Here is a 25,285-nt window from a genome sequence, read left to right as displayed (position 1 = left end):
TTGCTATCTTTTTTATTTTTTCATACATCTAATTCTATTACAGATTTGTTAAAGGTCATCTCTTCATACACCTTTAAATTTTGATATATAGATTCTAATAATGGTGCCGCTATAGAAAATTTCTCTGCTACATCCAGTAAATATCCTTGCAAGTGCTTCCCTTCAATAAACGAACCCTTTTCCATATCACGTTGCATTGATGACTTCATATCATACGAAATTTTATCAATCGTTTTCATATGTTCCTGGGCAATATTTTCCTTTACTGGAGCTCCTAATACTCTCATGATTTGTACAGATTCCTCAAACACATTACGGATAAAATCACGGCCGCCTTCACTTTCACGGATTGGTCCAATTGGTGCACGCATTAACGTTGTCACACCTGACATTACAGTAATAAATAAATATTTATGCCACATATCTTGCGTAATATTTTCACTTAAAACAAAACTAGATTTCGTACCTGAAAATGCTTTAGAAATATGCTTTACTCTCTCTGAATTTTGAGACTTAATTTCCCCAAACACAAGTCTGTTGGCAGCGCTAGTTTGTACAATTTCTCCTTGATCGTTTAACGTCGTCTCGATAAAGCATAAACCGCCAATTACTTTTTCTTCGCCGAATTCTTTTTGTAATAGCGATAAATGAGCGATACCATTTAACAATGGAATGATTACAGTATTTTCGCCAACAAACGGCTTCAAATCTTGAATTGCCTCGTTTAAGTGATACGCTTTTGTTGAAAATAAAATGACATCAAATGGAGAAGTTCGCTCTTCTTTCGTTATTAATTTCGGTCGGAAGGAAAAATCCCCGTTAACACTTCGGATTACAAGTCCTCTTTCCTCTAATTGTTTTTTCCGTTTACTACGAACAAGAAACGTGACATCTTCTCCCTTCTCGACTAATCTGCCACCAAAAAATCCTCCGACTCCACCAGCGCCTAATACTAAAATCCGCATACAGCATCCCCCTTTTCAAAATACAATTTTATAACTTTTAGTATACATAACATTATACATGTTCCCTGCTAAATAAGCTGAATTTTCACTCTCAATTGAGTATAAAAGAGTGGTTATTTTCAAATAAATTTGGGCATGTTGTTTCTATAGCATATATGGAAAGGACACAATGTAGATGGAGGCAATACAATCAATTGAGGAAAAAGGTGTAGCAACAGCTATATTTCAATTTATATTCCCGTTTTCTTTTAAAACTGGATATGAACAAAATATGTTCCCTTTCTTACAAAAAAACGATTTTCGTCCTTTTCGGCTCGATCATCTCGATGATGAAAATACATATTATGGGGAGTTTAAAGTTTCGCATCAAAATATGGAAGCATACTATCTTTCATTTACCAATAAAATTCTCTTTCCTCACTCAGAGCATCAAAAGGGCTTGCAACGTTATTCAAAGAACCTTAACTTAACTGGACATTTAACAACAAACCTTATTTCAATCCCATTCAAGATACACTCTATTGATGTAACACTTTGTCCTTATGAACTTGGCTTCTTAACAATTCGAACAGAAGTAAACACTGCTCCAAACATGACTTTATCTGAAGCAATCGAATTCGCTGCTCGCTTCCGTGTACTTGAAACTAAAAATGATACAAATGAGACTATTTGTATTGAATGTAACGGAAAAAAGTATTCCCAAGTTGAAAAATTCATTTTTGGTTATTTATTTCATGGTGTAACTGATTTCTTTGAAAAGAAGAGATTAAGAAGTTCATACTTTCAAACCTTCCCTTTCTTCGAAGACCAAAGAATGTACGTCCAAACTTTATTGTCACTAAAAGAAGGTATGGAACTTAACGAAGTGGATGTTTATCGTACTTCTAGTCTTTCCGGATTAACAAGTGATGGTAAGCCATATGTGAGTGCAAATAACCTTCCTTACATTCATGACTATTTAAAAAAACACGCTTACCAGAGATGGGCTCCAAATCGTTATTTCATAATGGAAGAACATATTTTTACATGTGTAACAAATGAAGGAGAACGCGAAATCGCTAAACTTGCTAGTCAAATGTACGGGGAATTTTATTACGCTTTATTATTAAACCTATTCCATAAAATTGTTTTATTAAAAATGGCGAACGCCTATGCTGAGCTAAATATTGAACAAGATACTAATGAAATAGAGAAATTAATTTATTCGATCAATTCGTTCACTGCTAATTATTTTTCTTTAGAATTAGTATCCCAATCACAGAGTGAAGATATTTTCTTTCGTTTAAGAAAACTTTTTAATATTGAGGTTCTATACTCGAACGCGAAACAAAATCTTGATAGTTTGTTTAAATATCAAGAAAATGTCGCCTCTAAAAAAGATAGCCTCTTATTATTAATTTTAACGCTCTACTCTGTAGTGGGCCAAATGTTAGGGTTTACTATGATTGACCTTTTAAGAAACACCGATTCAAACAAAATATCGTCACCTCTTGAATTTTTCGCTCTATTAATTGCGATTAGCGGCATTGTCATTTCACTTATTTTAGGAGCTCAAAGTTTATACCAATGGGGTTTACAGCATAAACGAAGAAAAGCTTGGGTAAAACAAACTGTACTTTCTGCCGTTAAAGAGAAAGAAGATAAAAATTAAAGAAGATTATTTTCAAATTCTTGGCCCGCTGCAGTAAGTGAATTTTTATCAGCGATTTTCCCATTATATCGGCGCAACTCGAAATATATCAGCGATTTTTTTAATATATCGACTTACCGACAAATAACAGGACCGGATAATAAAAAAAGGGTGCTCCAAAATTAAACTTGGAGTACCCCTTTTATTATACGAATTCAGTTTACTTCCCTGCTTCGATTTGCTCTAATGCAGCAGCTACTTGCTCTTCCGTTAATTCATGTTGTATTACGTAGCGGTTACGTGGACTTACACGACATTCATGAGAACATGCACGTAAATATTTCGCTTCGTTTTCTTCAGAACATAAAATTTTCTTATTACATTCTGGATTTGAACAGTTTACATAGCGCTCACAAGGTTCACCTGTAAAGTGGTCTTTACCAACGATAACATGTTCTTTTTGGTTTACTGGTACAGCAATACGCTCATCGAACACGTAACATTGTCCATCCCAAAGCTCACCTTGTACCTCTGGGTCTTTTCCGTACGTTACAATTCCGCCGTGAAGCTGACTTACATCTTCATAGCCTTCACGAACTAACCAACCAGAAAACTTCTCACAACGAATTCCGCCTGTACAATAAGTTAAAATCTTTTTACCTTCAAGTACTTCTTTATTTTCACGAATCCAATCTGGTAATTCACGGAATGATTCGATATCAGGTTTAATCGCACCTTTGAAGTGACCTAAATCAAACTCATAATCATTTCGTGCATCAATGATAACTGTATCTTCTTGTTTCATTGCTTCATAAAAATCTTTTGGTTCTAAATACTTGCCAGTTATTTCGTGTGGGTTAATGTCATCTTCTAGACGAAGTGTAACTAACTCTGGACGAGGACGCACGTGCATTTTCTTGAATGCATGACCATCAGCTTCATCTATTTTAAATACGATACCGTCAAAACGTGGATCATTGTTCATTGCTTCCATGTATTTCTCTGTTTGTTCTACAGTTCCAGAACAAGTTCCGTTAATACCTTCTTTCGCTACAAGAATTCTTCCTTTTAATTCAAGTGAATTACAAAATTCTAAATGCTCTGCCGCGAATTCTTCTGGGTTTTCAATTGTTGTGTACATGTAATATAGTAATACTCTGTATGGTTTTGTAGTTGCCAATGTATTTCTACCACCTATCTAATTTTTAAAATCATGTATAAGTTAACGTTCATATCAAAACATATATAATAAGAAAATGAATCCCATTTTCTTTTCTTTATACTATTTTCTATCAGTTAACAAAAATAAAAAACAAGATTACACATCAAAACACTATGGTTATGTTGTAATCCCAATATATTATATATCATACAAATGCAATTCCATCAATTAATATGCTGGATTATCGGCTTTATGTTCACATAAATTTCAAAATTGACCCTTTAATTTATTATGTTTCCCCACGTCATCACACCATAAACTCCCAATTTATTTTACGTTATCACACCATCCATTGCATAAAGGCATATAATTTGCATTAAGGAAACTTTCGTGTTCAAATGAAATTATCATATAACATATTTAAATGTATTGAAATAATGAGTAAGAATAAATACAATAATTTCATCAAGTTAACATTTTAAAGGGGAAAACTACTATGAATAAAGATATAACAAAAGATGAACATCTCCCTTCTGAAAGTACAACCGTACAATCAGCTCACTTAGCTTTAAGTGGAGAAACAAAAGGCTGGAAAAGACTGTTACCATTTTTAGGGCCCGCTTTTATCGCGTCCGTTGCTTATATTGATCCTGGCAACTTTGCTACAAATATCGCAGCTGGTTCACAATATGGATATTTACTATTATGGGTTATACTCGCTTCTAACTTAATGGCTGTATTAATCCAAACTTTATCGGCTAAATTAGGAATTGCTACAGGAAACAATTTACCCGAAATAGCTCGTGAAAACTTTCCAAAGCCTGTGTCTATCGGCTTATGGATACAAGGTGAACTAGTTATTATGGCTACAGATTTAGCGGAATTTATTGGAGCTGCATTGGGGCTTTACTTACTATTTGGAATCCCCATGCTACCTGCCGCTTTAATTACAGCAGCCGGATCATTTATTATCCTTGAATTTCAACGTAGAGGATTTCGTCCACTAGAAGCTATTATTACAGGAATGATTTTCATTGTAGTAATTGCTTTTGGGATTCAAGTTTTTTATGCAAAACCAGAATTAAGTCCCCTTCTTTCAGGACTATTTATTCCAAAATTCCAAGGTGTAGACAGTATATTACTTGCAGCAGGGATTTTAGGTGCGACAGTTATGCCGCATGCAATATACTTGCATTCTGCATTAACACAACGCCGTGTGGTCGGAACAACTGACGAACAAAAGAAAAAGATTTTTCGTTTCGAATTTATCGATATTATTATTGCAATGGTTATTGCTGGAGCAATTAATGCAAGTATGTTAATTGTAGCAGCTGCACTATTTTTTAAAAATGGCTTGCACGTTGAAGATTTAGATGTTGCTTACACTCAATTTACCAATTTAGTAGGTCCTGTATCGGCTGCATTATTTGGGATTGGACTTTTATCAGCAGGACTATCTAGCTCTTCTGTCGGTACAATGTCGGGTGATATTATTATGCAAGGTTTCATTCGCATGCATATTCCGTTATATTTACGCCGATTTATTACAATGATTCCACCACTAGTAATTATCGCTTTAGGTGTAAATCCAACATACGCTCTAGTCATGAGCCAAGTCGTCTTATCATTCGGTATTGCATTTGCATTAGTGCCACTTATTATGTTTACAAGTAATAAAAAGATTATGGGTGCACTCGTTAACCACCGCATAACAACATTTATCGCATGGATAATTGCTGCTCTCGTTATCGTTTTAAATATCTTCTTACTGTATCAAACATTTGTAGGGTAATGAAAAAGGGTATTCCAATTTTAATTTGGAATACCCTTTTTGGATGAAATGATTTTCTTCTAGTTACCACTTATGTATGCCCCTCTTTCCGGCATCATCACACCATTTTCAGTTCGAAAGTAAAGTGGCAATCCTTCCGCAAAAAACATACTTACTTTGGACGGATCTTGCCTTTGATGATGAATATGTAAATGCGGCTCACTTGAACTTCCTGAGTTACCAACTTGCGCAAGAATATCCCCTTCATTTACACGTTGCCCTTCTTTTACTTTAATTGAGCCTTTCTTTAAATGACCAAGGAACAAAAATGTGCCCGTTTCATCTAGTCGTAAATAAATATGATTACCAGCCATTGACTGAAAATTATCCGATCCCGGAACTAAATCTTGTTCATTATTATTAATTGATACAACCGTCCCAGAAGCTGGCGCCATTACTTTTGCTCCATATATTCCGTAATCCTCTAACTTACTACTTTTCACTTCAGCAGGTGGAATGAGAATATCATATGCCCACCTTTCATTTGGTTTTATAACGTGATAGTTCGTTTCTAACCGATCACCACCCCAACCGATTAATGCTCGTTCCTTCAAAGGAAAACGAACTACTACTTTAGGACTCATAGATTGTATATCTGCTGGGTAAGCAATTCTACCTATATTAGCAAACCAACCGAAAGGCCAAGCTCCAATTATAGAAAACAGAATGATTAAAAATAGCGTTCTATCTATCCGCTTTCTAAAAATGCCTTTCCAAAAAAATATTATTATTGATCCTATTAAGAGAAAAACGGAAATTACACTAAAAGCCTGTATACTCCACCAAACAAAGACTGATGTAACACCATTAGCTACATAAACTAAGATCCAACTTATAATTAAAAAAGAAACTATAATTACTAATAAAAATTTCTTCCACATGTCGCATCCCTACTCTCATATCCTTTTTCTCAATGATACAAAGTAAAAATTACGACATATAAAAGAAATACTTACGACTTTCTTACTTTTTATACTGCGGTAATTTCACAGTAAAAACTGTTTCTTTATCATTACTACGTACAGTGATATCCCCTTGATGGAGCTCGGCTATACTTTTTGAAATTGCAAGTCCTATTCCTTTACCGCCCGTATGAGAACTACGTGATTTTTCACTACGATAAAACTTCTCAAAAATGTAAGGAAGGTCCTCTTTCGGAATGCATTGTCCAAAATTTTTAATTTCTACTTCAACATTCATTGTTTTATTGAAAATTTCAATTACAATTCCCTTTCCATCTCTCCCGTACATAATACTATTACCTATTACATTTTCAAATAGTCTCACTATAAGTGTCACATCAACTTCTACATGTAGCACTTCATCACTTTTAATATAAAAGCTCATATTGGCATCATCTAATTGTGGTACAAAGTCAATCATGATTTGTTCAATTAATGCTTTCATATCTACTTCATCTTTATGTAATTCAATCTCTCTATAATTTATTTGACAGTATTCTAATAAATCATCTACTTGATTTTTTAATTCATAACTTTTTCGCTTTAATATACTTACATACTGTTCACATTCTTCTCCATTCGAATGAAGTTTATTTCCTAACAGGTCCGCATAACCGATTAAAGATGTTACTGGCGTTCGTAAGTCATGAGAAATATTACTAATCATTTCATTTTTCATTTCCTGTGATTTTTTTTCATTCTCGATAGACTCTTTTAAACTTTTCGCCATTCTATTAACATTTGCCGCTAGTTCACCAATCTCGTCATTTTTCAAAATAGGTATATGTATTTCAAAATTACCGTCACTTATTTCCTTCACGTTCTTGTTAATTTGAGACAACCTTTTCATCAGTGTTTTTGTCATTAATGCAAAGTATGTTGTAGTAAAAATCAAAAAAACTATAAAATATAAAAATGAATATTTTTCCTCTAAAACATTAACCTGACTATATATATTTCCAACCAAAATTTGAAACACTATTATACTTACAGTCGCTAACAAGATGCTACATATGAATGCGATAAAAAACTTAGCTCTAATGCCTTGTAATGATTTAATCTTCAATTTTATATCCGACTCCCCAAACATTTTGTATAAACTTCGGTTCTTTTGGATTCTCTTCAATTTTATTTCTCAATCTTGCAATATGAACCATTACTGTATTATTACTTTCATAGGCTCTTTCGTTCCAAACGCTCTCATATATTTCTTCAATTGTGAACACACGATTCCTTGTAGCTGCCATTAAGTGTAAAATATCATATTCAGTTTTCGTAAGATTGATTCTCTCTCCATATAACATTACTGTTCTCGACACTTCATCTATTTCTAAGCCTCTAATATTTATTTTCTTTTCCATTACTTGGGGAGCATTTTGATTGAAATATGTATACCTTCTTAATTGAGCTTTCACTCTTGCTATAAATTCAATTGTACTGAACGGCTTCACAATATAATCATCTGCCCCAGTACTAAATCCAATTACCTTATCTACATCCGATGATTTCGCGCTTAAAAACATAATTGGTAAACTATGTTTCTCTCTAATCCTTCTACAAAGTTCTATACCATCCATTTGAGGCATCATAATATCCAAAATAGCAAGTTGAATACTGTTATTATTTATTATTTCTAAAGCCTCTTCTCCGTTATGAGCACTAAAAACTTTAAAACCTTCTTGTTTTAAATTCACATTAATAAATTGAATAATATCTTTATCGTCATCTACAATTAATATCGAATTTTTTTCCATTTCCAAACCTCTTTTTTGAAATATATTCCACATCTAAGTTTATCATAAATCAAATCTACCCTTACACCTTGAATAATCTTTATTTTCAGATTAAATTATATAATAACAAATACATTCTATTTTCATGTGAAAAGGAGCGAAAATATGTTTCCTTTATTAAAAACTGAAAGACTTATTTTAAGAGAACTTACCGAAGAAGATGCACCGCGTATACTACAATGCTTTTCTAATACTAATGTACTGCGCTATTATGGCCAAAAACCGTTACAAGATGTTGATCAAGTGAAACAAATCATTCATAACTTTAAGTTGAGTTACAATGCAAGAAGCGGTATAAAATGGGGAATCGAATTAAAAGACAAGAAAGAACTCATCGGTACCATTGGTTTTCACGATTGGTCTTCTGAGCATAAACGAGCCAATATAAGTTATGCCTTTTTGCCTGAACACTGGGGAAAAGGATATGCGACTGAAGCTGTTTCTGAGGTTATATCATACGGTTTCCATACGATTCATTTAAAGCGGATTGGAGCAATTGTATTTCTTGAAAATGAAGCTTCCAATAAAGTACTATTAAAATTAGGTTTTGAAAAAGAAGGCGTTCTAAAAAATTATATGTATCAAGATGATATCCCATATGATACGAATTTTTACGCTTTATTAAAATCAGTTTAATAGAATTTATGTGTAAAAAACCTTACTTTTAAAAAGTAAGGTTTTTTGTATTTATTCATTAGCAATATAAGCATTCTTATAAGTATAAATACCACCAAATTGATGCTTTTCAATTCCTTTTACATAATCCTTTTGTACATATGCTGAGCCAATATGATAAAGCGGCGCCACCGCAGCATCTTCTAATAATACCTGCTCGGCTTCTCGCAACGCTTCCCATCGTTTTTCCGTATCTAGTACAAAATCCGTTTTCGCTTTCTTTATTAATTCATCGTAACGAACATTAGAATAATTCATTTTATTATTCGGATTCCCTGTCGTAAATAACTCTAAATAACTAATTGGGTCTTTATAGTCAGGTCCCCAATTTGCCATAGTTATATCGTAATCACCTATTTGTTCTAACTGTAATTTTTGCTTAAATGGCTGTTGTTTAATTTGTATCGCGAGTCCTTGCAAATTCTTCTCTAAATCACCTTTTATATATTCTGCCATACGTATTGCGTTATCTTGTTCGAACGTTAAGAACCCTAGGTTTACTTGTTCTACCCCAAGCTCTTTTTTCGCTTCTTCCCAAAGTTTTTTCGCATTTTGCAAATCATATGAGGAAATATCTCCATTTTCTTTTCTAAAATCTTTACCAGTCACTTCATTTACATGACCAACTGGTACAAGTCCACTTGCAGGTTTTGCTCCGTTATTAATAAAGTGAGCAACGAAATCATCTTTATTTAACGCTAATGAAATAGATTGACGCACCTTTTTATTTGCTAACGCGTTATTTTTTTCATTAAAACGAAGCATAGCAATTCCAGGATCACTCGACATATGTAATTCCTTATTCCCTTTATACTTGTCTACAACTTGCGAATTAATAGGTACTCGATCCAAATCTCCGGCTTCATATAAATTTACAGCTGTCATTGTATCCTTTAGGATATGAAAGTTTATTTCATCTAATTTCACTTTCTTTCGATCCCAATATGTAGTATTTTTCTTTAATTGAAACTCTTGTTCATGCTTCCATTTTTCTAATACAAATGGACCGTTATATATGAGATTACTAGGTTCCAATGCATAATTGTTTCCTTGTTCTTTCAAAAATGATTCATGCTGTGGTAAGTATATAGGTAGTGCTAACAACTGTAAAAAATACGGAACTGGCTGTTCGAGTTCAACTTCTAACGTATAATTATTTATCGCTTTAACCCCAAGTGCATCAAGAGGCATTGTTCCCTTATTGATCTCTTTCGCATTTTTTACATAAAAGAGCATGGACGCATATTGAGAGGCTGTTTCAGGGTTAATTGCACGTTTCCAAGCAAATATAAAATCATTTGCTGTTACATTATCCCCATTTGACCATTTTGCATCTTTACGCAAGTCAAATGTATATTTCTTACCATCTTCACTTCTTTTAAACGATTTTGCTATGGCTGGAGTAGGCTGATCTTGATCGTTTAATACATATAACCCTTCAAATATATTCTGCATAATGTGTGCTGATGTACCATCTGTTGTTTTCACAGTGTCCAGAGAAGGAATTTCTTCTGATACTGTTACATTTAACACTTGTTTTTTAACCTCTATGTCACTTTTATCCGCTTTATTATTACAAGCTGTTAATAATAAAGATGTAACAAGTGCCATTACCATTAAATGGCTCTTTTTTCGCTTCATGAGTTGTTCTCCTTAAATATAAAATATTATAAAGCGTAATATATTATAGCAGAAATACTAACAGAAAGATGCGACATTCTTTTGAATATTTATTCGTTCAAGAAAAAAGCTATCCTTTTAAAAGGATAGCTTTTTCAACTGCCACATAATTATCTATCTTTGCAGACCTCGTTTATAACGACTTGCTTCAAATATAATACGCTCTTCATCTAACGTTTTACATTCGCCATTCCAAACGACACGTTTTCCGTTAATAATTACATCGCTTATATCTTTTCCACTAGCAGCATATACAAGGTGTGATAACACTTCATCCGCTGGTTGTAAATGCGGCTTATTAGACGGGTCAATCGTAATAAAATCAGCACACTTACCAGCTTCTAGTGACCCTGTTTGTTTCATCCCGATTACTTCAGCAGCCCCTTTAGTCGCAAGTGTAAGAGCTGTTTCAACTGGTAATGCTGTTGCATCTTGGTGAATACCTTTTTGTAATAAAGTCGCTATGCGCATTTCTTCAAACATGTCTAAATTATTGTTAGATGCAACACTATCTGTTGCAATTCCTACTTTTATTCCTGCTTCTAGCATCGCTTTTACATTCGCTATACCAGAACCTAGTTTTAAATTACTATTTGGGTTATGTGCTACTCGAACATCATGTTCTGCTAAAAATGCACGCTCATCATCATTTAATACTACACCGTGTGCAATAACTGTTGGGCGTTTAAACAATCCGCAGCTCGCTGCATATTCTACTGGACGTTTTCCGTACTGTGCTTCAATATCACGTACTTCACGCTCTGTTTCAGAAAGGTGGATATGAACCATTGTTTGATTCTCTACTGCAATCCGTGCGCACTCTTCTAACAATTCTGTACTACATGTATATGGACTATGTGGTGCAACCATCGTAGTTAACATGCCACTTTCGTTATAGTAACGCTTCACATATTTCTCAGCTTCTTCAATCGCTTTCTTTTCATCGTCTTTCGTTCCGAAGCTAAATAAAGTCCTTGAAACAGCAGCTCGCATCCCGCTCCTTGATACCGTTTCCATAATTGCGTCTTGATCTACTCCAATTGGATTAAACATGTCAGAGAATGATGTTGTACCACTTTTCACCATCTCAAGTAATCCTAATTCCGTACTAGCGACCGCAATTTGGGGAGTAAATTGACTTTCCAGTGGCCAAATTCTCGTCTCAAGCCACGGCTGTAATAACATATCATCGCCAATACCTCTTAGGAGACTCATTACAACGTGTGTATGTGTATTTACAAGCCCTGGTAAAACCCACTTTCCTTTCATGTCAATTACTTCATCTACTTCAAAATCATTAGCGAATTCTCCGCTCTTTACATCTATAATTTGATCATTTTCTACAATGATATATCCATTTTCTATCACTTCGTTTTGTTCATTCATCGTTACAATTGTAGCGTTTACATAAGTTGTTTTCAAAAGTATTTCCCCTTTCAACTCTATGAAGTTCCCTTTAATAAGTTACCACCATTATAGTAACTTATTAAAGATTAAGAGTCAAAAGATAATTTTAATTCTTTCGTTATTTTTCCCTTCAAAATGCTATATTGTTTTTCATTTGTATCTGCAAATGCTTCTTCCCGATTTGACTTTTCATCCATATAATTCAATTTCCCATTGAATTGAGTCTCTGTAAAATCAAATCTCTGCCCATCTATAAAGTTATAAAAGTGCCATACCTCTCTTACTTTTGTCTTTTTAATTTCTCCTCCATATATGTCTTGAACGACAAGAGCTGTAACACCACATTGTCCCTTTGCTGGGCTTTCAATTATCCACTTTGAACTTGTTTCAATCGACCACGATTTTATTAGTGCTTCATATATTCTTTTTTCCTTTACATCATCCATTCTAATCTTCCCCTACTATTAATAGTTTTACACATCATATTTCAAAAGAGGCAGTACACGACCCTTAAAGACAGTTGATGGTGTCTCTCCTATTAACTGTGCTCCCATTTTCAAGTAATATCCTTTTGCATTCGGATCACTATCAATCGTAAAACTTTTTAATCCTAGTTCATTGGCTTTTTCTATTACATACTCCCAAAGTATTTTCCCGTAACCTTTTCCTTTGTAATCAGGATGAATGTACAAGAAATCGAGAGCTTTATCATTACGTAAAAATGAGAAAAAACCAATCTTCGCATTATCGTTTTCTAAAACATATACAAAATTATTTTTTATGTATTCTTCTGTAATTGTTAAATCTTCCTTACAAGCAAGTATGAATTCTTCACTATAATCCCACGTTGCTTTTGATTGTAGTGCGAGTTCACTTAATTCATTTGCTTCACTTAATAACGCTTCTCTTATCTTCATGATTCTTTTTCCTCACCTTCGATATGTAAACTACTAAATTGATTCGGAAAGCACTTCAAAAAACCTTTTATTTTCATAAATTAGAGATTATTTTTATAAATCTTTATTATAACCAGTACAATTTTCAACAATTTTTTTAAAGAAAAAGAACGCCATCCCTAAAAGTTGGCGTTCTCTTTTTCTAAAATTTAATCTTCAAACTCACTCATTCATTTTACTATTTTGTACGATACAAACCTATACAGTTTCTACTACCGCTTCAAGCATTGTTCCATTTTTAGCATAATTCGTATGCCAAGAAAAAGCTTTTTCTAAAATATGAGGAGTTTGTCCACCTCTTGTTTTTGCTTCTTCGTAATAAGCACGTAGTTGATCACGATACATTGAATGTGCGCAATTCTCAATAATAAGTTCCACTCTTTCTCTTGGCGCAAGTCCCCTTAAGTCGGCATACCCCTGTTCAGTGACGATAACATCTACATCATGTTCAGTATGGTCTACATGAGAAACGAAAGGAACAATACTTGAAATGTTACCACCTTTCGCAATCGATTTAGTAACAAAGATAGCTAAGCGTGCATTTCTTGCAAAATCACCAGACCCACCAATACCATTCATCATTTTTGTACCTAAAACGTGAGTAGAGTTAACATTTCCGTATATATCTAATTCTAATGCAGTATTAATTGAGATTAATCCAAGGCGACGAATGATTTCAGGATGATTGGAAATCTCTTGCGGACGCATCATTAATTTGTCACGATATTTTTCAAAGTTAGAAAATACTTGTTGCATTTTCTCTTCAGAAAGCGTGATAGAACAACAAGAAGCAAAATTGACTTTTCCAGCATCCATAAGATCAAAAACTGCATCTTGTAAAACCTCGGAATATACTTCTAAATCTTCAAATTCTGAATCTAACATTCCATGCAATACGGCGTTAGCCACTGAACCAATTCCTGATTGTAACGGCGCTAAACGATTTGTTAATCGGCCTACTTTAACTTCTTCTCGAAGGAATTCTATTAAATGCTGTGCCATAATAACAGTTTCTTCATCCGGAGGAACAATTGTCGATGGCGAATCCAATTGATTCGTAAACACAATTCCCTTTACTTTTTCAGGATCAATTGGAATACCGATTGTTCCAATTCGGTCATCTGTTTTCACAAGCGGAATTGGAAGCCTCTCCCCTTGTTTACCTGGTTCATATAGATCATGTAGCCCCTCTAATTGCGCGGATTGAGCCATATTCATTTCAATAATAATAGACTTAGCATTTAAGGAAAACGCTAAGGAATTTCCAATTGAAGTGGTTGGAATAATCATTCCGTCCTCTGTAATCGCAACCGCTTCCAAAATAGCGAAATCTATATCCAGAACGTCAGCGCGGAGTAACTCTGCTGTATGAGACAAGTGTTGATCCACAAATAAAAAGTCTCCGTTATTAATTCCTTTTCGCATAGTCGCGTCAGCTTGGAAAGGTAATCTTTTCCCTAAAATTCCTGCCTCAGCAAATAATTTGTCTACATCCGAGCCTAAAGAAGCCCCAGTATAAACATTTACTTTAAAAGATTCATCATTCTTAACTCGGTTTACAAGCGCAAATGGGACTGCTTTTACATCACCTGCACGTGTAAACCCACTTAAGCCTAAAGTCATTCCACTTTGAATCCAGGAGGCTGCTTCTTCAGGTGTAACTACCCGATCTTTTAGACGTTGATCTCTGATTCTATCTAAATTATTCTCCATATGTAATCCCTCTCTCATTGAATATTCATAATTATTTTACACATTAACACTATCAAAATAGGGATTTTAGTATACAATGCCGAAAATTCAGACAGAACAGCAAATCTAGGTTCTAAAGCAGAAAAATTTAGAATCCTAGAAGCTTACGGAAATAACTAGCGTATGATTGACTAACTGGTACTCTCTCACCATTATCCATCGAAAGTACAAAAGTAGAATGGGTATCAGGATAAATCGCTTTAATATGATTAACATTTACAATAAACGAACGGTGACATCTAATAAATGAATCTTTCGGAAGCAAGTATTCGAATTCTTGCAGAGAGTATTTATGTGTTCCTGATAACTCTTCTGAGTTCACGTACGTCTTTTTATCTTTAGCCTCTAAATACATAACCTTTGAAAAAGGAACCGGAATCCAGCCGTCTGTTGTTTTTAAAGTAACGACTGACTTTCCATCCGTTAAAGCTGGATAAATTGCCGTTACGCACCCTTCAAGCTTTCCATTGTTTGAAAATGGTACAGCCATTCCATGATAAGGAATACCAAAAACATCCCGATTCATAAACTCAGATGTTTTTTGATTCATCACCATCGCTTTATGAGCAATCGTTCCTTCCTTTATAGGATCCCCGACACTAATCTTTAAATCAATTCGTTTACTTGGCCGATAGTAAATATATTCTTTCGTATTCGAAACAGCAATTGAAATTTCATCTGAAAATAATTCCCCAACAACATCTAGTAATAAACCTAATGTTCTATCTTCCATTCTATTAACACCTCATTCACTATTATACTACTATTATGAACGAGCATCTGTTGCTTTATAAAAAGTTTGATTTTAGGTTACTTTTAAAATTAGTTTTATTCACTATTACTTCGTTACTACAAAAAACCTCACTTCAGAAAAGTGAGGTTTCCTCTCATACAATATTTCTTTATTTTTTGAACGACTATAGAATAAGATTTATTTTTTATTAAGTAAAGTGAATTTAAGAATTTATTGCCCCTATTTCTGTATAATAAATAATCCCAAATTACAAACAGTTTGGGATTATCTTTCTCATTTATTATGCGCATCTAACCACGAAATTAAATCTTTAAATACTTCATCCTTATTTACTTCATGAAACATTTCATGTCTACCATTTTCATATAAACGTAGTGTCACGTCTTTCACACCACATTTTTTATAGTTTTCATATACTTCTTTTACACCTTTCCCCATATCGCCAACAGGATCACGATCACCAGAGAATATATGTATTGGAAGATTCTTTGGCGTCTTCTTGTATTCTTCTAGTTTATTTACTTCTAATACTCCAGAAAATAATTCTCGGTAAAAACTCGTCGTACAAATGAAACCACATAACGGATCCGCAATATATTTATCAACTTGATTATTATCTGAAGATAACCAATCAAATTTTGTACGATTTGGCTTAAAGTTCGAATTGAAGTTTCCAAAAGATAAAAAGTTTAACATTGGACTTTTCGTTTTTGCCCCGCGCAATTTCATTTCGATTGTTGCTACTTTATGACCAATAGCTCCTAAAAGCCCTGGATTTCCACCTGTTCCTGAAATCAGAAATCCATCGTATAGTTCACCCCTAAGTTGTACAGCACGTCTTGATAAAAAAGAACCCATACTATGTCCAAGTAAAAACAAAGGACTTGACTGCTCTTCTTTTATCCTTTCTGAAACAAAGATAACATCCGATACAACTTGATTCCACCCTATATTTGGTTCAAAATGACCATAATCTTCTTCTTTTTTTACTGTTTTCCCATGTCCTTTATGATCATGCGCATAAACACCATACCCTGCTTCCAATAAAGCATCTACAAATTCTGTATACACCCCTGCATGCTCTGTCATGCCATGTGCAATTTGAATAATTCCTCTCGGATCTCCTTCTGGTAACCATTTACGCAAATAAATTTCCGATCCATCCAATGCCGTAACGAAACTTTCCTGTACATTCATTTCGTCAGCCCCCAACTCTATTATGTATAGCTTTAAGAAAATGAATATCCATTCACTTTTCTTATTTTATATTATATGTAATTGCTTTCATTATGACAAATGATGTATTTTTCAGACTTGCTTTTAAACTAATCTCTTGACGAATTAAAAATAAAATTATATAGTTACTTACATAAAGTAATTATATAATTTTTAGGAGGTTTCTACTATTATGATGCCATCATTATTTTTAGCACATGGTTCGCCTATGCTCGCTATTCAAGATACAGACTATACACGATTTTTAAAAATACTTGGAGAAACATATAAACCGAAAGCAATTGTTATTTTCACTGCTCACTGGGAAAGTGAAGTATTAACGATTTCCTCATCAGATAACGAGTATGAAACAATTTATGATTTTGGAGGTTTTCCCCCTGAGTTATACGAAATCAAATATCGTGCGAAAGGCTCTTCTCATATTGCATCTATTTTAGAAACAAAATTTAAGAACAAAGGTATTTCAGTCCATCATAATATGACGAGAGGTTTAGATCATGGTTCATGGACACTTCTGCACCGCATGTATCCAGAAGCAAATATTCCTGTCGTGCAAATATCAGTCAATCCATTCCTTTCTGCAAAAGAACAATTTGAAATTGGAGAAGCACTTAAAGGACTCGGACAAGAAGATATTTTAGTAATCGGGAGTGGCGTTACCGTTCATAATTTACGAGCACTGAAATGGAATCAAACTACACCTGAAAAATGGGCAATTGAATTTGATGATTGGATTATTAAACATATGCAGAATAACGATAAAGATTCATTGTTTAATTGGGAGAAAAATGCTCCTCATGCACAATTAGCAGTACCAAGAGCAGAACATTTTGTTCCTTTATTTATCGCTATGGGAAGTAGTGAAAATAGCGGTGAAGTCATTCACCGTAGTTACGAGCTTGGTACATTAAGTTATCTTTGTCTTCGATTTTAAAGAAAAGGATGAAGCACATGTTGCTTCATCCTTTTTCTTTTTCATTCACTTAGTTAACTAACTTCCAAACGTTGTTTCTCTGATACTTCTTCGTTCTTATTATAAAAATAAACCCAAATACACGCAATAAATAATAGTGATGATGTAGAGAGGAAAACATATTGGAAGCCTGCATGCGCTGCAATTTGTCCCCCGAGCACTGGCCCAATCATATTTCCTAAAAACTGAAACGACTGATTATATCCAAATATTCGTCCCGTAACATGGGTTGGTGTATGTTGTTTTAGTAGAGTTTGTACGGAAGGCAATAATCCTGCTTGTGCGATACCTAATAAAAATCGAAGAATTAATAGTTGCCAAGCTGAGGTTACAAATGCTTGCGGGATAAAAATAATTCCAGCTGCAAACAACGCTACAACTAACGTTTTTTGAGGACCGATATGATCTGATAATCTTCCTAGTCTTGGTGCTGCCAAAATAACTGCTAATCCTGTCGCTGACATAACTGCACCCGCAATTGTTTCAATATGTGCAGTATGAGGACCTACTAAATTTTTCACGTACAATGTAACAATTGGTTGAACTGACATATTAGCAAGTTGAATAATAAATGTTGTTACAAATAAACTAATAATTAAATGCTTCGCTGGGACCATCGTCCATACTTTTTTCGGCTGTGTTTTTTTTGCTTGAGCAGAGTGATTTTCTTCATGCAAGAAGAAAAAAACGATGAGAAAGGAAAGGAATAAAAAAGCTCCTGTAACAAGAAAGACATGACGCATTCCAATTAACTCAGACAAATAACCTCCAAGTAACGGGCCAAGTAACGAACCGCTCACACCACCAGTTGAAATTGTGGAAATCGCCCAACCTGAATGTTCTTTCGGAGTTTCTGCTGCAATAAATGTCATCGCTGTTGAAAGGAAACCAGATACTGCTCCCATTAAAAATCTTAGTGCGACTAGTTGATACACATCCGTTACAAACCCCATAAGCGTCATAATAATCGCCATACCGAGGCTAGCACGAATAAGCATCAATTTCCGTCCATGTATATCACCAAGCTTTCCCCATATTGGCGATACGATCGCACCCATTAAAAATGTTACACCAAATGCAAGTCCCGACCACTGTGCAATGCTTGAAGTGCCAGTTACTCCTAATTCCTCAATATAAAAAGATAAGAAAGGAATTACTAAACTCATACCGGCTGCAGTGGTAAAACAACCTAGCCAACAAATCATTAAATTCCGTTTCCAGCTGGCCATTTTCACACCTTCTTTCTTTAGATACCCATTCTACACCCTTTCTTGTAAAAAGTTTAGTAATTTGCTTTATATGCAAGATTTACTACAAAACCCGCTATTTTCTAGTAAAAACCAATACATCTCTACATCATTTTCATAATAAAACCAACTCCTCTATATGAAGTTGGTTACTTATTATCTATCGGTATTAAACGAGCATTACAATTTCTCTCGTAAAACTCAATGGGACCTGCTTGTCCAATAATCGCATATTCATATCCATCTTGCTTCATATTATATAAACAATGATGCAATAATTCTTTTCCTACACCTTTCACACGATTTTGTTTCGCTATGCCCATTGGACCAAACAAGCCTTTCTTTCCTCTCACTACATCGTAACAGGCGAAACCAACTATTACTTCCTCCTGCTGTGCAATATAGATAGGTAACTTTTCGTTATATGTCCGAAATCCATAATCAACCGACTGTAACCACCGTTCACCAAATTCATCCACTACAAATCGTGATAACTTATCAAAATCAGAAGGACTAACTCTTCTTACATGACAAAATAATGTATTATAAATAGCTTTAAAACGATTTAAATCAACCGCTAAGTCTCTCGGTGCAGCTGTAATACGTAATATATCTTTTTGCATTTGTGTATGTATAAATCCACCAATATTTGTATCTACACGAAATAATGCATACATAACATGTCCTTCATTTACTACTACTTGCTGAAAGCGTTCCATACGTTTCTTCGCTATTTGTAAAATTTCTATCGCCTTATAAGATAGTTTATATTGCCCTATTTTTTTATACTCTTGATTATGTAAATCGAATTGTTTTCGTAACGAAAGTTTTTCTAAAAAATCTGGACCGACTTTGTGAAACAAATACATAAATAACTCAGCGCAAACTCCTGTACCTTCTTTACACATACCTATAAACAGATGGACTGGGTGAATTATGTTATACTCACTCTCTTTTGCTGCAATCTCCAATATTTTATGCACACGTTTTGTAAATTGAAATTCCTCCATATGTGTTTCCATCCTCTACTAATTTACTAACAAACCGTAACCATAAATAATTGAAACAATTACACCCACTACCAATATACCTGGAAGTAAATTTGCCACCTTGATTTTAATAATACTAAGCAAGTTCAATCCAATAGCAGATATCATAATGCCGCCCGTAGCCGTCATCTCCACTATAAATTGGTTCATTAATTCTTTCGAGACAAAACTATTAATTTGTGTTGCAAAAACTGCAATACCACCTTCATATAAAACAACTGGAATCGCCGAAAATACTACGCCAATTCCTAGAGTTGTCGTTAATATAATAGAAATAAATCCATCGATAATCGCCTTTGTAAATAAAATATCATGATTTCCGCGAATCCCACTGTCAAGTGCACCAAGTATCCCCATCGCGCCAATTGCAAAAATTAAAGTAGCTGTTACAAAACCTTCTGATATGCTACCTTTCCCTTTCGATCCAACTTTATTTTCTAGCCAATCCCCTAAATGTTTTAACTTTTCTTCTAATTGTAACCATTCTCCAATTACCGTACCAATCACTAAACTCAGTATGACAACAAGAAAGTTTTCACTTTTTAATGCCATTTGAAGCCCAAGCACAGTAACCGCTAAACCGATTGCGTGCATTATCGTCCCTTTCATACTTTCTGGAATCCTACTAAATAATTTACCAAGTAAAGTACCAAATATAATACAAATTCCATTTACAACTGCTCCTAATATAACCATTTCTCATTCTTCACCCTTCGAATTCTTTATTTCTATATTTTGGTTTATACATTGATTTACAGGTCATCTATATGTTAACTTAATATTGAGAATATTAACAAATGTTTTCCACTGCATAACCCGCTATTTTTTGTAACTTTAATTACCTTTAATAGATTCAGTGTTAATTTAATTGCGGGATAATATTAAAAGGGAAGGTATACATGAAAACTTTACTAAAACGATTTTTGTTAATAGCCTTTTTCATTACACCGATTGTTTTATTAATCAATTACTCTTTTATTTCAAAAGCAAAAGACAAACCCGATTTGCAAAACAAATCTAGTAAAACCGCTTCAAAAAGCGAAAAGAAAATAGAAGACCAAGAAATCACACTCACCTTCTCTGGTGATACAATGTTTGATTGGCAATTACGTCCTATAATCGAAAAGAATGGGGCTGATTACCCATTCCAACATGTAAAAGAAGAAATAAAAAAAGCTGATATTTCTTTTGTGAATTTAGAGTCGGCATTTACAACGAAAGAAAAGAAAGCACCTGGGCAACTGTTTTGGATTAAAAGTGATCCATCTACACTACAAGCTATTAAAAACACTGGATATGACATCGTAAATATTGGGAATAACCACACACTTGATTATGGGCAAGATGGATTATTAGATACGATTTCTCACGTAGAAAAATTAAAGTTCCCTTACACTGGAGCCGGAAAAAATGCGAAAGATGCATATACAGCACGAGAAATGACCGTAAAAGGGAAAAAATTTAAATTTCTTTCCTTCGTTCGATTTATGCCTGATTCTAATTGGGTAGCTGGTGAGAATAAACCTGGCGTTGCGAATGGCTATGATTTAAATCTTGTAACAAAAACAATTAAAGAACAAAAACAAGATGCAGACTATTTAATCGTCTATATGCATTGGGGCGTTGAAAAATCAAATCGTCCGGTAGAATACCAAAAGCAATATGTACCTAAAATGGTTGAAGCAGGAGCTAACGCAATTGTCGGAAGCCATCCACATTGGTTACAAGGGTTTGAGTATTATAATAAAGTTCCTATCGCTTACTCATTAGGTAACTTTTTATTCCCGAGTTATGTGAATGGGAAAAGCGCTGAAACTGGCGTATTAACTTTAACTTTTAAAGGAAAGGATGTCCAAATGTCATTCAATCCTTATATCATTCGCAACAACCAAGTTTCCCCTGTAAATGAGGAAGAAAAGAAAAAAGCTCTTCAATATTTACAAACAATTTCAACTGATGTAGAAATTGATGGTACAGGGAAAATAAAAAACAAACGAAACTAGACAGTTCAAGATCTATTTCTCTGTAATATACTTTACAGAATAGGTGATAAACATGCTGAAAGACTTATCAGAAAATGTAAGTTTGTTAGAGAATATTTATAAAATGTCTATAGCAGTTCTACTTTTATGTTCTAGTTTAACTATAAAAAAGATAGAACAAGCACTATATTTCCTCGCTTGTATCTATCTTTTTTATTTAGATGCTAACTCTTCCCTTCTATTAAATAAGCAAATCAAACAAAACAGGGTTTTTATTAAGCTCCATAAATTGAATATTATTTTCTTTAAAGCGAGTAATTAATTGCTCATAATCTCCTTTATGTTTTAATTCTACTCCGACTAATGCTGGACCATTTTCTTTATTATGTTTCTTAATATACTCAAAGCGCGTAATGTCATCTTCTGGTCCTAATCCTTTATCAAGAAATTCTCTTAGCGCACCTGAACGTTGCGGAAATTCAATGATAAAGTAATGTTTCAGTCCTTCATAAATGAGCGAACGCTCTTTCATTTCTTGCATTCTATCAATATCATTATTTCCACCACTTAGCGTACATACAACTGTTTTACCTTTTATTTCATCCCTGTATAAATCAAGTGCTGCAATAGAGAGTGCACCAGCCGGTTCAGCTACAATCGCATTTTTCTTATACAGTTCTAAAATCGTCGTACAAACTTTTCCCTCTGGTACTAAAACAATGTCATCAATTACATCTTTACAAGTTTCAAAAGTTAACTTTCCTACCTTTTTAACCGCTGCCCCATCAACAAAACTATCTATTTTCTCTAATGCGACATTATCATTTTGAAGAAAAGCCTCTTTCATAGATGCAGCTCCCATCGGTTCTACACCAATAACCTTTGTAGTAGGACTAACACCTTTTACATATGTACCAACACCTGATGCTAATCCACCACCACCGATTGCTGTAAAGATATAATCAACCGGTTTCTCCATATCATGCATAATTTCAACTGCCACTGTCCCTTGACCAGCAACGACATACGGATCATCAAACGGATGAACAAATGTCATTCTATTTTCTTCACAATAACACTGTGCTTCTTGGAAAGAGCTATCGAATGTATCACCAACTAATACAATCTCTGCGAAATCACCACCGAAAAATTGTACTTGTGATACTTTTTGTTTCGGTGTTGTTGTGGGCATAAATATTTTCGACGGAATCTTCAATAAATTACATGTATAAGCAACTCCTTGCGCATGATTACCAGCACTTGCACAAACAACACCGTTTTGTAACTTTTCTTTCGGTAAACTTTGAATCAAATTGTATGCACCACGAATTTTGAAAGAGCGAATTAATTGTAAGTCTTCTCGTTTTACATAAACGTCACAATCATATTTCTCAGATAAAACTGTATCACGTTGTAACGGTGTTTTAATAACGATATCTTTCATGCAATTATGAGCCATTAAGATATCTTCAATTTTCACTCTCTCCTTTACCTTTTGCACCATTATATATCATCCTTATCTCTTTTAAATTGGCTCAATCAAAATTTGGGATTTTCAGAACAGCCCCTGTATTCGCCGATGTTACCATTTGTGCATAACGTCCAAGCCAGCCAGTTTTCACTTTCGGTTCTGGTCGTTTCCATTCTTTTTTACGCTTTTCTAATTCCTCATCACTCACTCTTACTTCTAACAAACGTTCTTCAACATCAATACATACAATATCCCCTTGTTCAAGAAGTGCAATCATCCCGCCCGCTGCTGCTTCTGGTGAAATATGTCCTACTGAAATTCCACGTGAAGCTCCAGAGAAACGTCCATCCGTTAATAATGCAACCTCAGCACCTAATCCCATTCCAGCAATTGCTGATGTTGGTGCTAACATTTCTGGCATACCAGGGCCACCTCTTGGTCCTTCATAACGAATGACAACTACATCTCCTTTTTTCACTTTCCCAAGCATAATGCCAGCAAGTGCCTCATCTTGTGAATTAAAAATAACGCAAGGTCCTTCAAAACGCTTTACCTCTGTTGCACCGCTTTTAATAACCGCTCCATCTTTCGCAAGGTTGCCTTTTAATATACGCAATCCTCCTTCCTCACTATGAGGGTTTTCAAGAGAGTGAATAACTTCCTTATCTTTAATCTCTGCCTCAGCAATATTTTCTCTTAATGTTTGCCCCGTAGCAGTTATTCGATCAAGATGAAGTACTCCTTCTTTCCGGCTCATCTCTTTCAAAATTGCACTAATCCCGCCCGCACGATCAATATCTTCCATATGCCAATTGGAAGCAGGGCTTACTTTACATAAATGTGGTACACGTCTTGAAACGGCATCAATACGGTTCATATCGTAATCTAATCCAGCCTCTTGCGCGAGCGCCAATGTATGCAACACTGTATTTGTTGAACCGCCCATCGCCATATCAAGCGCAAACGCATCATCAATTGCTTCTTCCGTTACAATGTCTCTTGGTTTAATATCTCTTTCAATTAAAATTTTCAATTTCTCTGCTGCTTGTTTAATTAACTCTTCACGTCTTGGATCAATTGCTAAAATACTCCCGTTACCAGGAAGAGCTAAACCTAACACTTCACATAAACAATTCATAGAGTTCGCGGTAAACATACCCGAACAAGATCCACAAGATGGACAGCCATGATCTTCAATATCTTTTAATTCTTCTTCTGAAATTTTACCAGATTGATAAGCTCCTACTCCTTCAAAAACGGAACTCAGATCAACAACTTCTCCTTTAGATGTTTTTCCTGCTGCCATCGGGCCGCCTGAAACAAACACAGTCGGAATATTAATACGTAGTGCAGCCATCATCATACCTGGTGTAATTTTGTCACAGTTTGGGATACAAATCATGCCGTCAAACCAGTGTGCATTTACAACCGTTTCTACTGAATCTGCAATTATTTCACGACTCGGAAGAGAATAACGCATACCAATATGCCCCATCGCAATACCATCGTCAACTCCAATTGTATTGAATTCGAATGGTACCATACCTGCCGCACGAACTGCCTCTTTTACAAGTTTCCCAAACTCGTTCAAGTGTTTATGCCCTGGAATAATTTCAATAAAAGAATTACAAATCGCTATAAAAGGTTTATCAAAATCTTCATCTTTCAAACCAGTTGCTTTTAATAAACTACGGTGCGGCGCTTTATCAAAACCTTTTTTAATCATGTCACTTCTCATCTTGTCAAATCCCCTCTTACAT

At 34.6% G+C, this 25,285-nt stretch carries 23 protein-coding genes; 6 read left to right on the top strand and 17 right to left on the bottom strand.

The annotated features are described in order from the left end of the window. Positions 1-20: 20 nt before the first annotated feature. Entirely contained in the window at positions 21-965 is a 945-nt protein-coding gene (gene panE / locus DN404_RS21065; RefSeq protein ID WP_016122294.1) for a 2-dehydropantoate 2-reductase, read from the bottom strand. 175 nt (positions 966-1,140) lie between these two features. On the opposite strand from panE, the gene DN404_RS21060 reads away from it, so the two are divergent. Continuing rightward, positions 1,141-2,616, top strand: a complete 1,476-nt coding sequence (locus DN404_RS21060) for a hypothetical protein (protein WP_149215420.1) — start codon at positions 1,141-1,143, stop codon at positions 2,614-2,616. A 199-nt stretch (positions 2,617-2,815) separates the two neighbouring features. On the opposite strand, the gene trhO is transcribed toward DN404_RS21060, so the two are convergent. Further along, a complete protein-coding gene (gene trhO, locus DN404_RS21055) occupies positions 2,816-3,775 on the bottom strand; it encodes an oxygen-dependent tRNA uridine(34) hydroxylase TrhO (RefSeq protein WP_000246231.1) in 960 nt (319 codons plus the stop codon). Positions 3,776-4,253: 478 nt separating this feature from the next. On the opposite strand from trhO, the gene DN404_RS21050 reads away from it, so the two are divergent. After that, complete coding sequence (locus DN404_RS21050) at positions 4,254-5,549, top strand: Nramp family divalent metal transporter (RefSeq protein WP_001030679.1); 1,296 nt, start codon at positions 4,254-4,256, stop codon at positions 5,547-5,549. 59 nt (positions 5,550-5,608) lie between these two features. Here DN404_RS21050 and DN404_RS21045 read toward each other — a convergent pair whose 3' ends face one another. From DN404_RS21045 to DN404_RS21035, 3 genes are all read right to left on the bottom strand, one after another. Beyond that, a complete protein-coding gene (locus tag DN404_RS21045; protein WP_000265538.1) occupies positions 5,609-6,469 on the bottom strand; it encodes a M23 family metallopeptidase in 861 nt (286 codons plus the stop codon). Positions 6,470-6,551: 82 nt separating this feature from the next. After that, positions 6,552-7,640 (bottom strand): sensor histidine kinase, encoded by a 1,089-nt coding sequence (locus DN404_RS21040; protein ID WP_179951868.1) that lies wholly within the window; start codon positions 7,638-7,640, stop codon positions 6,552-6,554. Next, complete coding sequence (locus DN404_RS21035; RefSeq protein ID WP_149215418.1) at positions 7,606-8,304, bottom strand: response regulator transcription factor; 699 nt, start codon at positions 8,302-8,304, stop codon at positions 7,606-7,608. The genes DN404_RS21040 and DN404_RS21035 overlap by 35 nt, the downstream gene beginning before the upstream one ends. A 144-nt stretch (positions 8,305-8,448) precedes the next feature. Here DN404_RS21035 and DN404_RS21030 point away from each other — a divergent pair, with 144 nt between their 5' ends. Next, the gene (locus tag DN404_RS21030) at positions 8,449-8,979 is read left to right on the top strand and encodes a GNAT family N-acetyltransferase (RefSeq protein ID WP_000484225.1); all 531 of its coding nucleotides are present in this window, start codon (positions 8,449-8,451) and stop codon (positions 8,977-8,979) included. A 51-nt stretch (positions 8,980-9,030) separates the two neighbouring features. On the opposite strand, the gene DN404_RS21025 is transcribed toward DN404_RS21030, so the two are convergent. The 7 genes from DN404_RS21025 to DN404_RS20995 all read right to left on the bottom strand — a co-directional run bounded on the left by DN404_RS21025 (position 9,031) and on the right by DN404_RS20995 (position 16,764). After that, positions 9,031-10,659 carry a peptide ABC transporter substrate-binding protein gene (locus tag DN404_RS21025; protein WP_000823500.1) on the bottom strand — a complete coding sequence of 543 codons (1,629 nt, stop codon included), beginning with the start codon at positions 10,657-10,659 and terminating at the stop codon, positions 9,031-9,033. Between the two features lie 153 nt (positions 10,660-10,812). Beyond that, on the bottom strand, positions 10,813-12,138 hold the full coding sequence (locus DN404_RS21020) for a bifunctional S-methyl-5'-thioadenosine deaminase/S-adenosylhomocysteine deaminase (protein ID WP_002023818.1): 1,326 nt from the start codon (positions 12,136-12,138) through the stop codon (positions 10,813-10,815). A 53-nt stretch (positions 12,139-12,191) separates the two neighbouring features. Then, complete coding sequence (locus DN404_RS21015) at positions 12,192-12,551, bottom strand: YunG family protein (protein WP_149215417.1); 360 nt, start codon at positions 12,549-12,551, stop codon at positions 12,192-12,194. A 27-nt stretch (positions 12,552-12,578) separates the two neighbouring features. Next, positions 12,579-13,022, bottom strand: a complete 444-nt coding sequence (locus tag DN404_RS21010; RefSeq protein ID WP_000701909.1) for a GNAT family N-acetyltransferase — start codon at positions 13,020-13,022, stop codon at positions 12,579-12,581. Positions 13,023-13,259: 237 nt separating this feature from the next. Then, positions 13,260-14,774 carry an acetyl-CoA hydrolase/transferase family protein gene (locus tag DN404_RS21005; RefSeq protein ID WP_149215416.1) on the bottom strand — a complete coding sequence of 505 codons (1,515 nt, stop codon included), beginning with the start codon at positions 14,772-14,774 and terminating at the stop codon, positions 13,260-13,262. 127 nt (positions 14,775-14,901) lie between these two features. After that, positions 14,902-15,546 carry a LytTR family DNA-binding domain-containing protein gene (locus tag DN404_RS21000; RefSeq protein ID WP_000390211.1) on the bottom strand — a complete coding sequence of 215 codons (645 nt, stop codon included), beginning with the start codon at positions 15,544-15,546 and terminating at the stop codon, positions 14,902-14,904. A gap of 294 nt (positions 15,547-15,840) precedes the next feature. Next, on the bottom strand, positions 15,841-16,764 hold the full coding sequence (locus tag DN404_RS20995; protein WP_001102583.1) for an alpha/beta hydrolase: 924 nt from the start codon (positions 16,762-16,764) through the stop codon (positions 15,841-15,843). A 211-nt stretch (positions 16,765-16,975) separates the two neighbouring features. Here DN404_RS20995 and DN404_RS20990 point away from each other — a divergent pair, with 211 nt between their 5' ends. After that, a complete protein-coding gene (locus tag DN404_RS20990) occupies positions 16,976-17,737 on the top strand; it encodes a DODA-type extradiol aromatic ring-opening family dioxygenase (RefSeq protein WP_046392611.1) in 762 nt (253 codons plus the stop codon). A 53-nt stretch (positions 17,738-17,790) separates the two neighbouring features. On the opposite strand, the gene DN404_RS20985 is transcribed toward DN404_RS20990, so the two are convergent. The 3 genes from DN404_RS20985 to DN404_RS20975 all read right to left on the bottom strand — a co-directional run bounded on the left by DN404_RS20985 (position 17,791) and on the right by DN404_RS20975 (position 20,768). Further along, positions 17,791-19,005, bottom strand: coding sequence for a multidrug efflux MFS transporter (locus DN404_RS20985; protein WP_149215415.1), 1,215 nt, complete (start codon positions 19,003-19,005; stop codon positions 17,791-17,793). Between the two features lie 167 nt (positions 19,006-19,172). Beyond that, on the bottom strand, positions 19,173-20,033 hold the full coding sequence (locus DN404_RS20980) for a GNAT family N-acetyltransferase (RefSeq protein ID WP_000390856.1): 861 nt from the start codon (positions 20,031-20,033) through the stop codon (positions 19,173-19,175). 18 nt (positions 20,034-20,051) lie between these two features. After that, entirely contained in the window at positions 20,052-20,768 is a 717-nt protein-coding gene (locus DN404_RS20975; protein ID WP_000236032.1) for a DUF554 domain-containing protein, read from the bottom strand. 203 nt (positions 20,769-20,971) lie between these two features. Between DN404_RS20975 and DN404_RS20970 the strand changes: the two genes are divergently transcribed. Next, on the top strand, positions 20,972-22,075 hold the full coding sequence (locus tag DN404_RS20970) for a CapA family protein (RefSeq protein ID WP_149215414.1): 1,104 nt from the start codon (positions 20,972-20,974) through the stop codon (positions 22,073-22,075). Positions 22,076-22,127: 52 nt separating this feature from the next. Continuing rightward, complete coding sequence (locus DN404_RS31340) at positions 22,128-22,376, top strand: hypothetical protein (protein ID WP_149215413.1); 249 nt, start codon at positions 22,128-22,130, stop codon at positions 22,374-22,376. On the opposite strand, the gene ilvA is transcribed toward DN404_RS31340, so the two are convergent. Together ilvA and ilvD are read right to left on the bottom strand one after the other, a co-directional pair. Then, positions 22,296-23,558: a threonine ammonia-lyase IlvA gene (ilvA, locus tag DN404_RS20960; RefSeq protein ID WP_046392610.1), complete on the bottom strand. Its 1,263-nt coding sequence runs from the start codon at positions 23,556-23,558 to the stop codon at positions 22,296-22,298. The genes DN404_RS31340 and ilvA overlap by 81 nt on opposite strands. Positions 23,559-23,589: 31 nt before the next feature. Beyond that, complete coding sequence (gene ilvD, locus DN404_RS20955) at positions 23,590-25,263, bottom strand: dihydroxy-acid dehydratase (protein ID WP_001255815.1); 1,674 nt, start codon at positions 25,261-25,263, stop codon at positions 23,590-23,592. Between the last annotated feature and the right edge of the window lie 22 nt (positions 25,264-25,285).

The sequence above is a fragment of the Bacillus sp. TE8-1 genome (assembly GCF_008368855.1).
Taxonomy (GTDB): Bacteria; Bacillota; Bacilli; order Bacillales; family Bacillaceae_G; genus Bacillus_A; species Bacillus_A cereus.
Note: the sequence above shows the minus strand (reverse complement) of the source record. Positions and strands in the feature narration are given on the sequence as shown.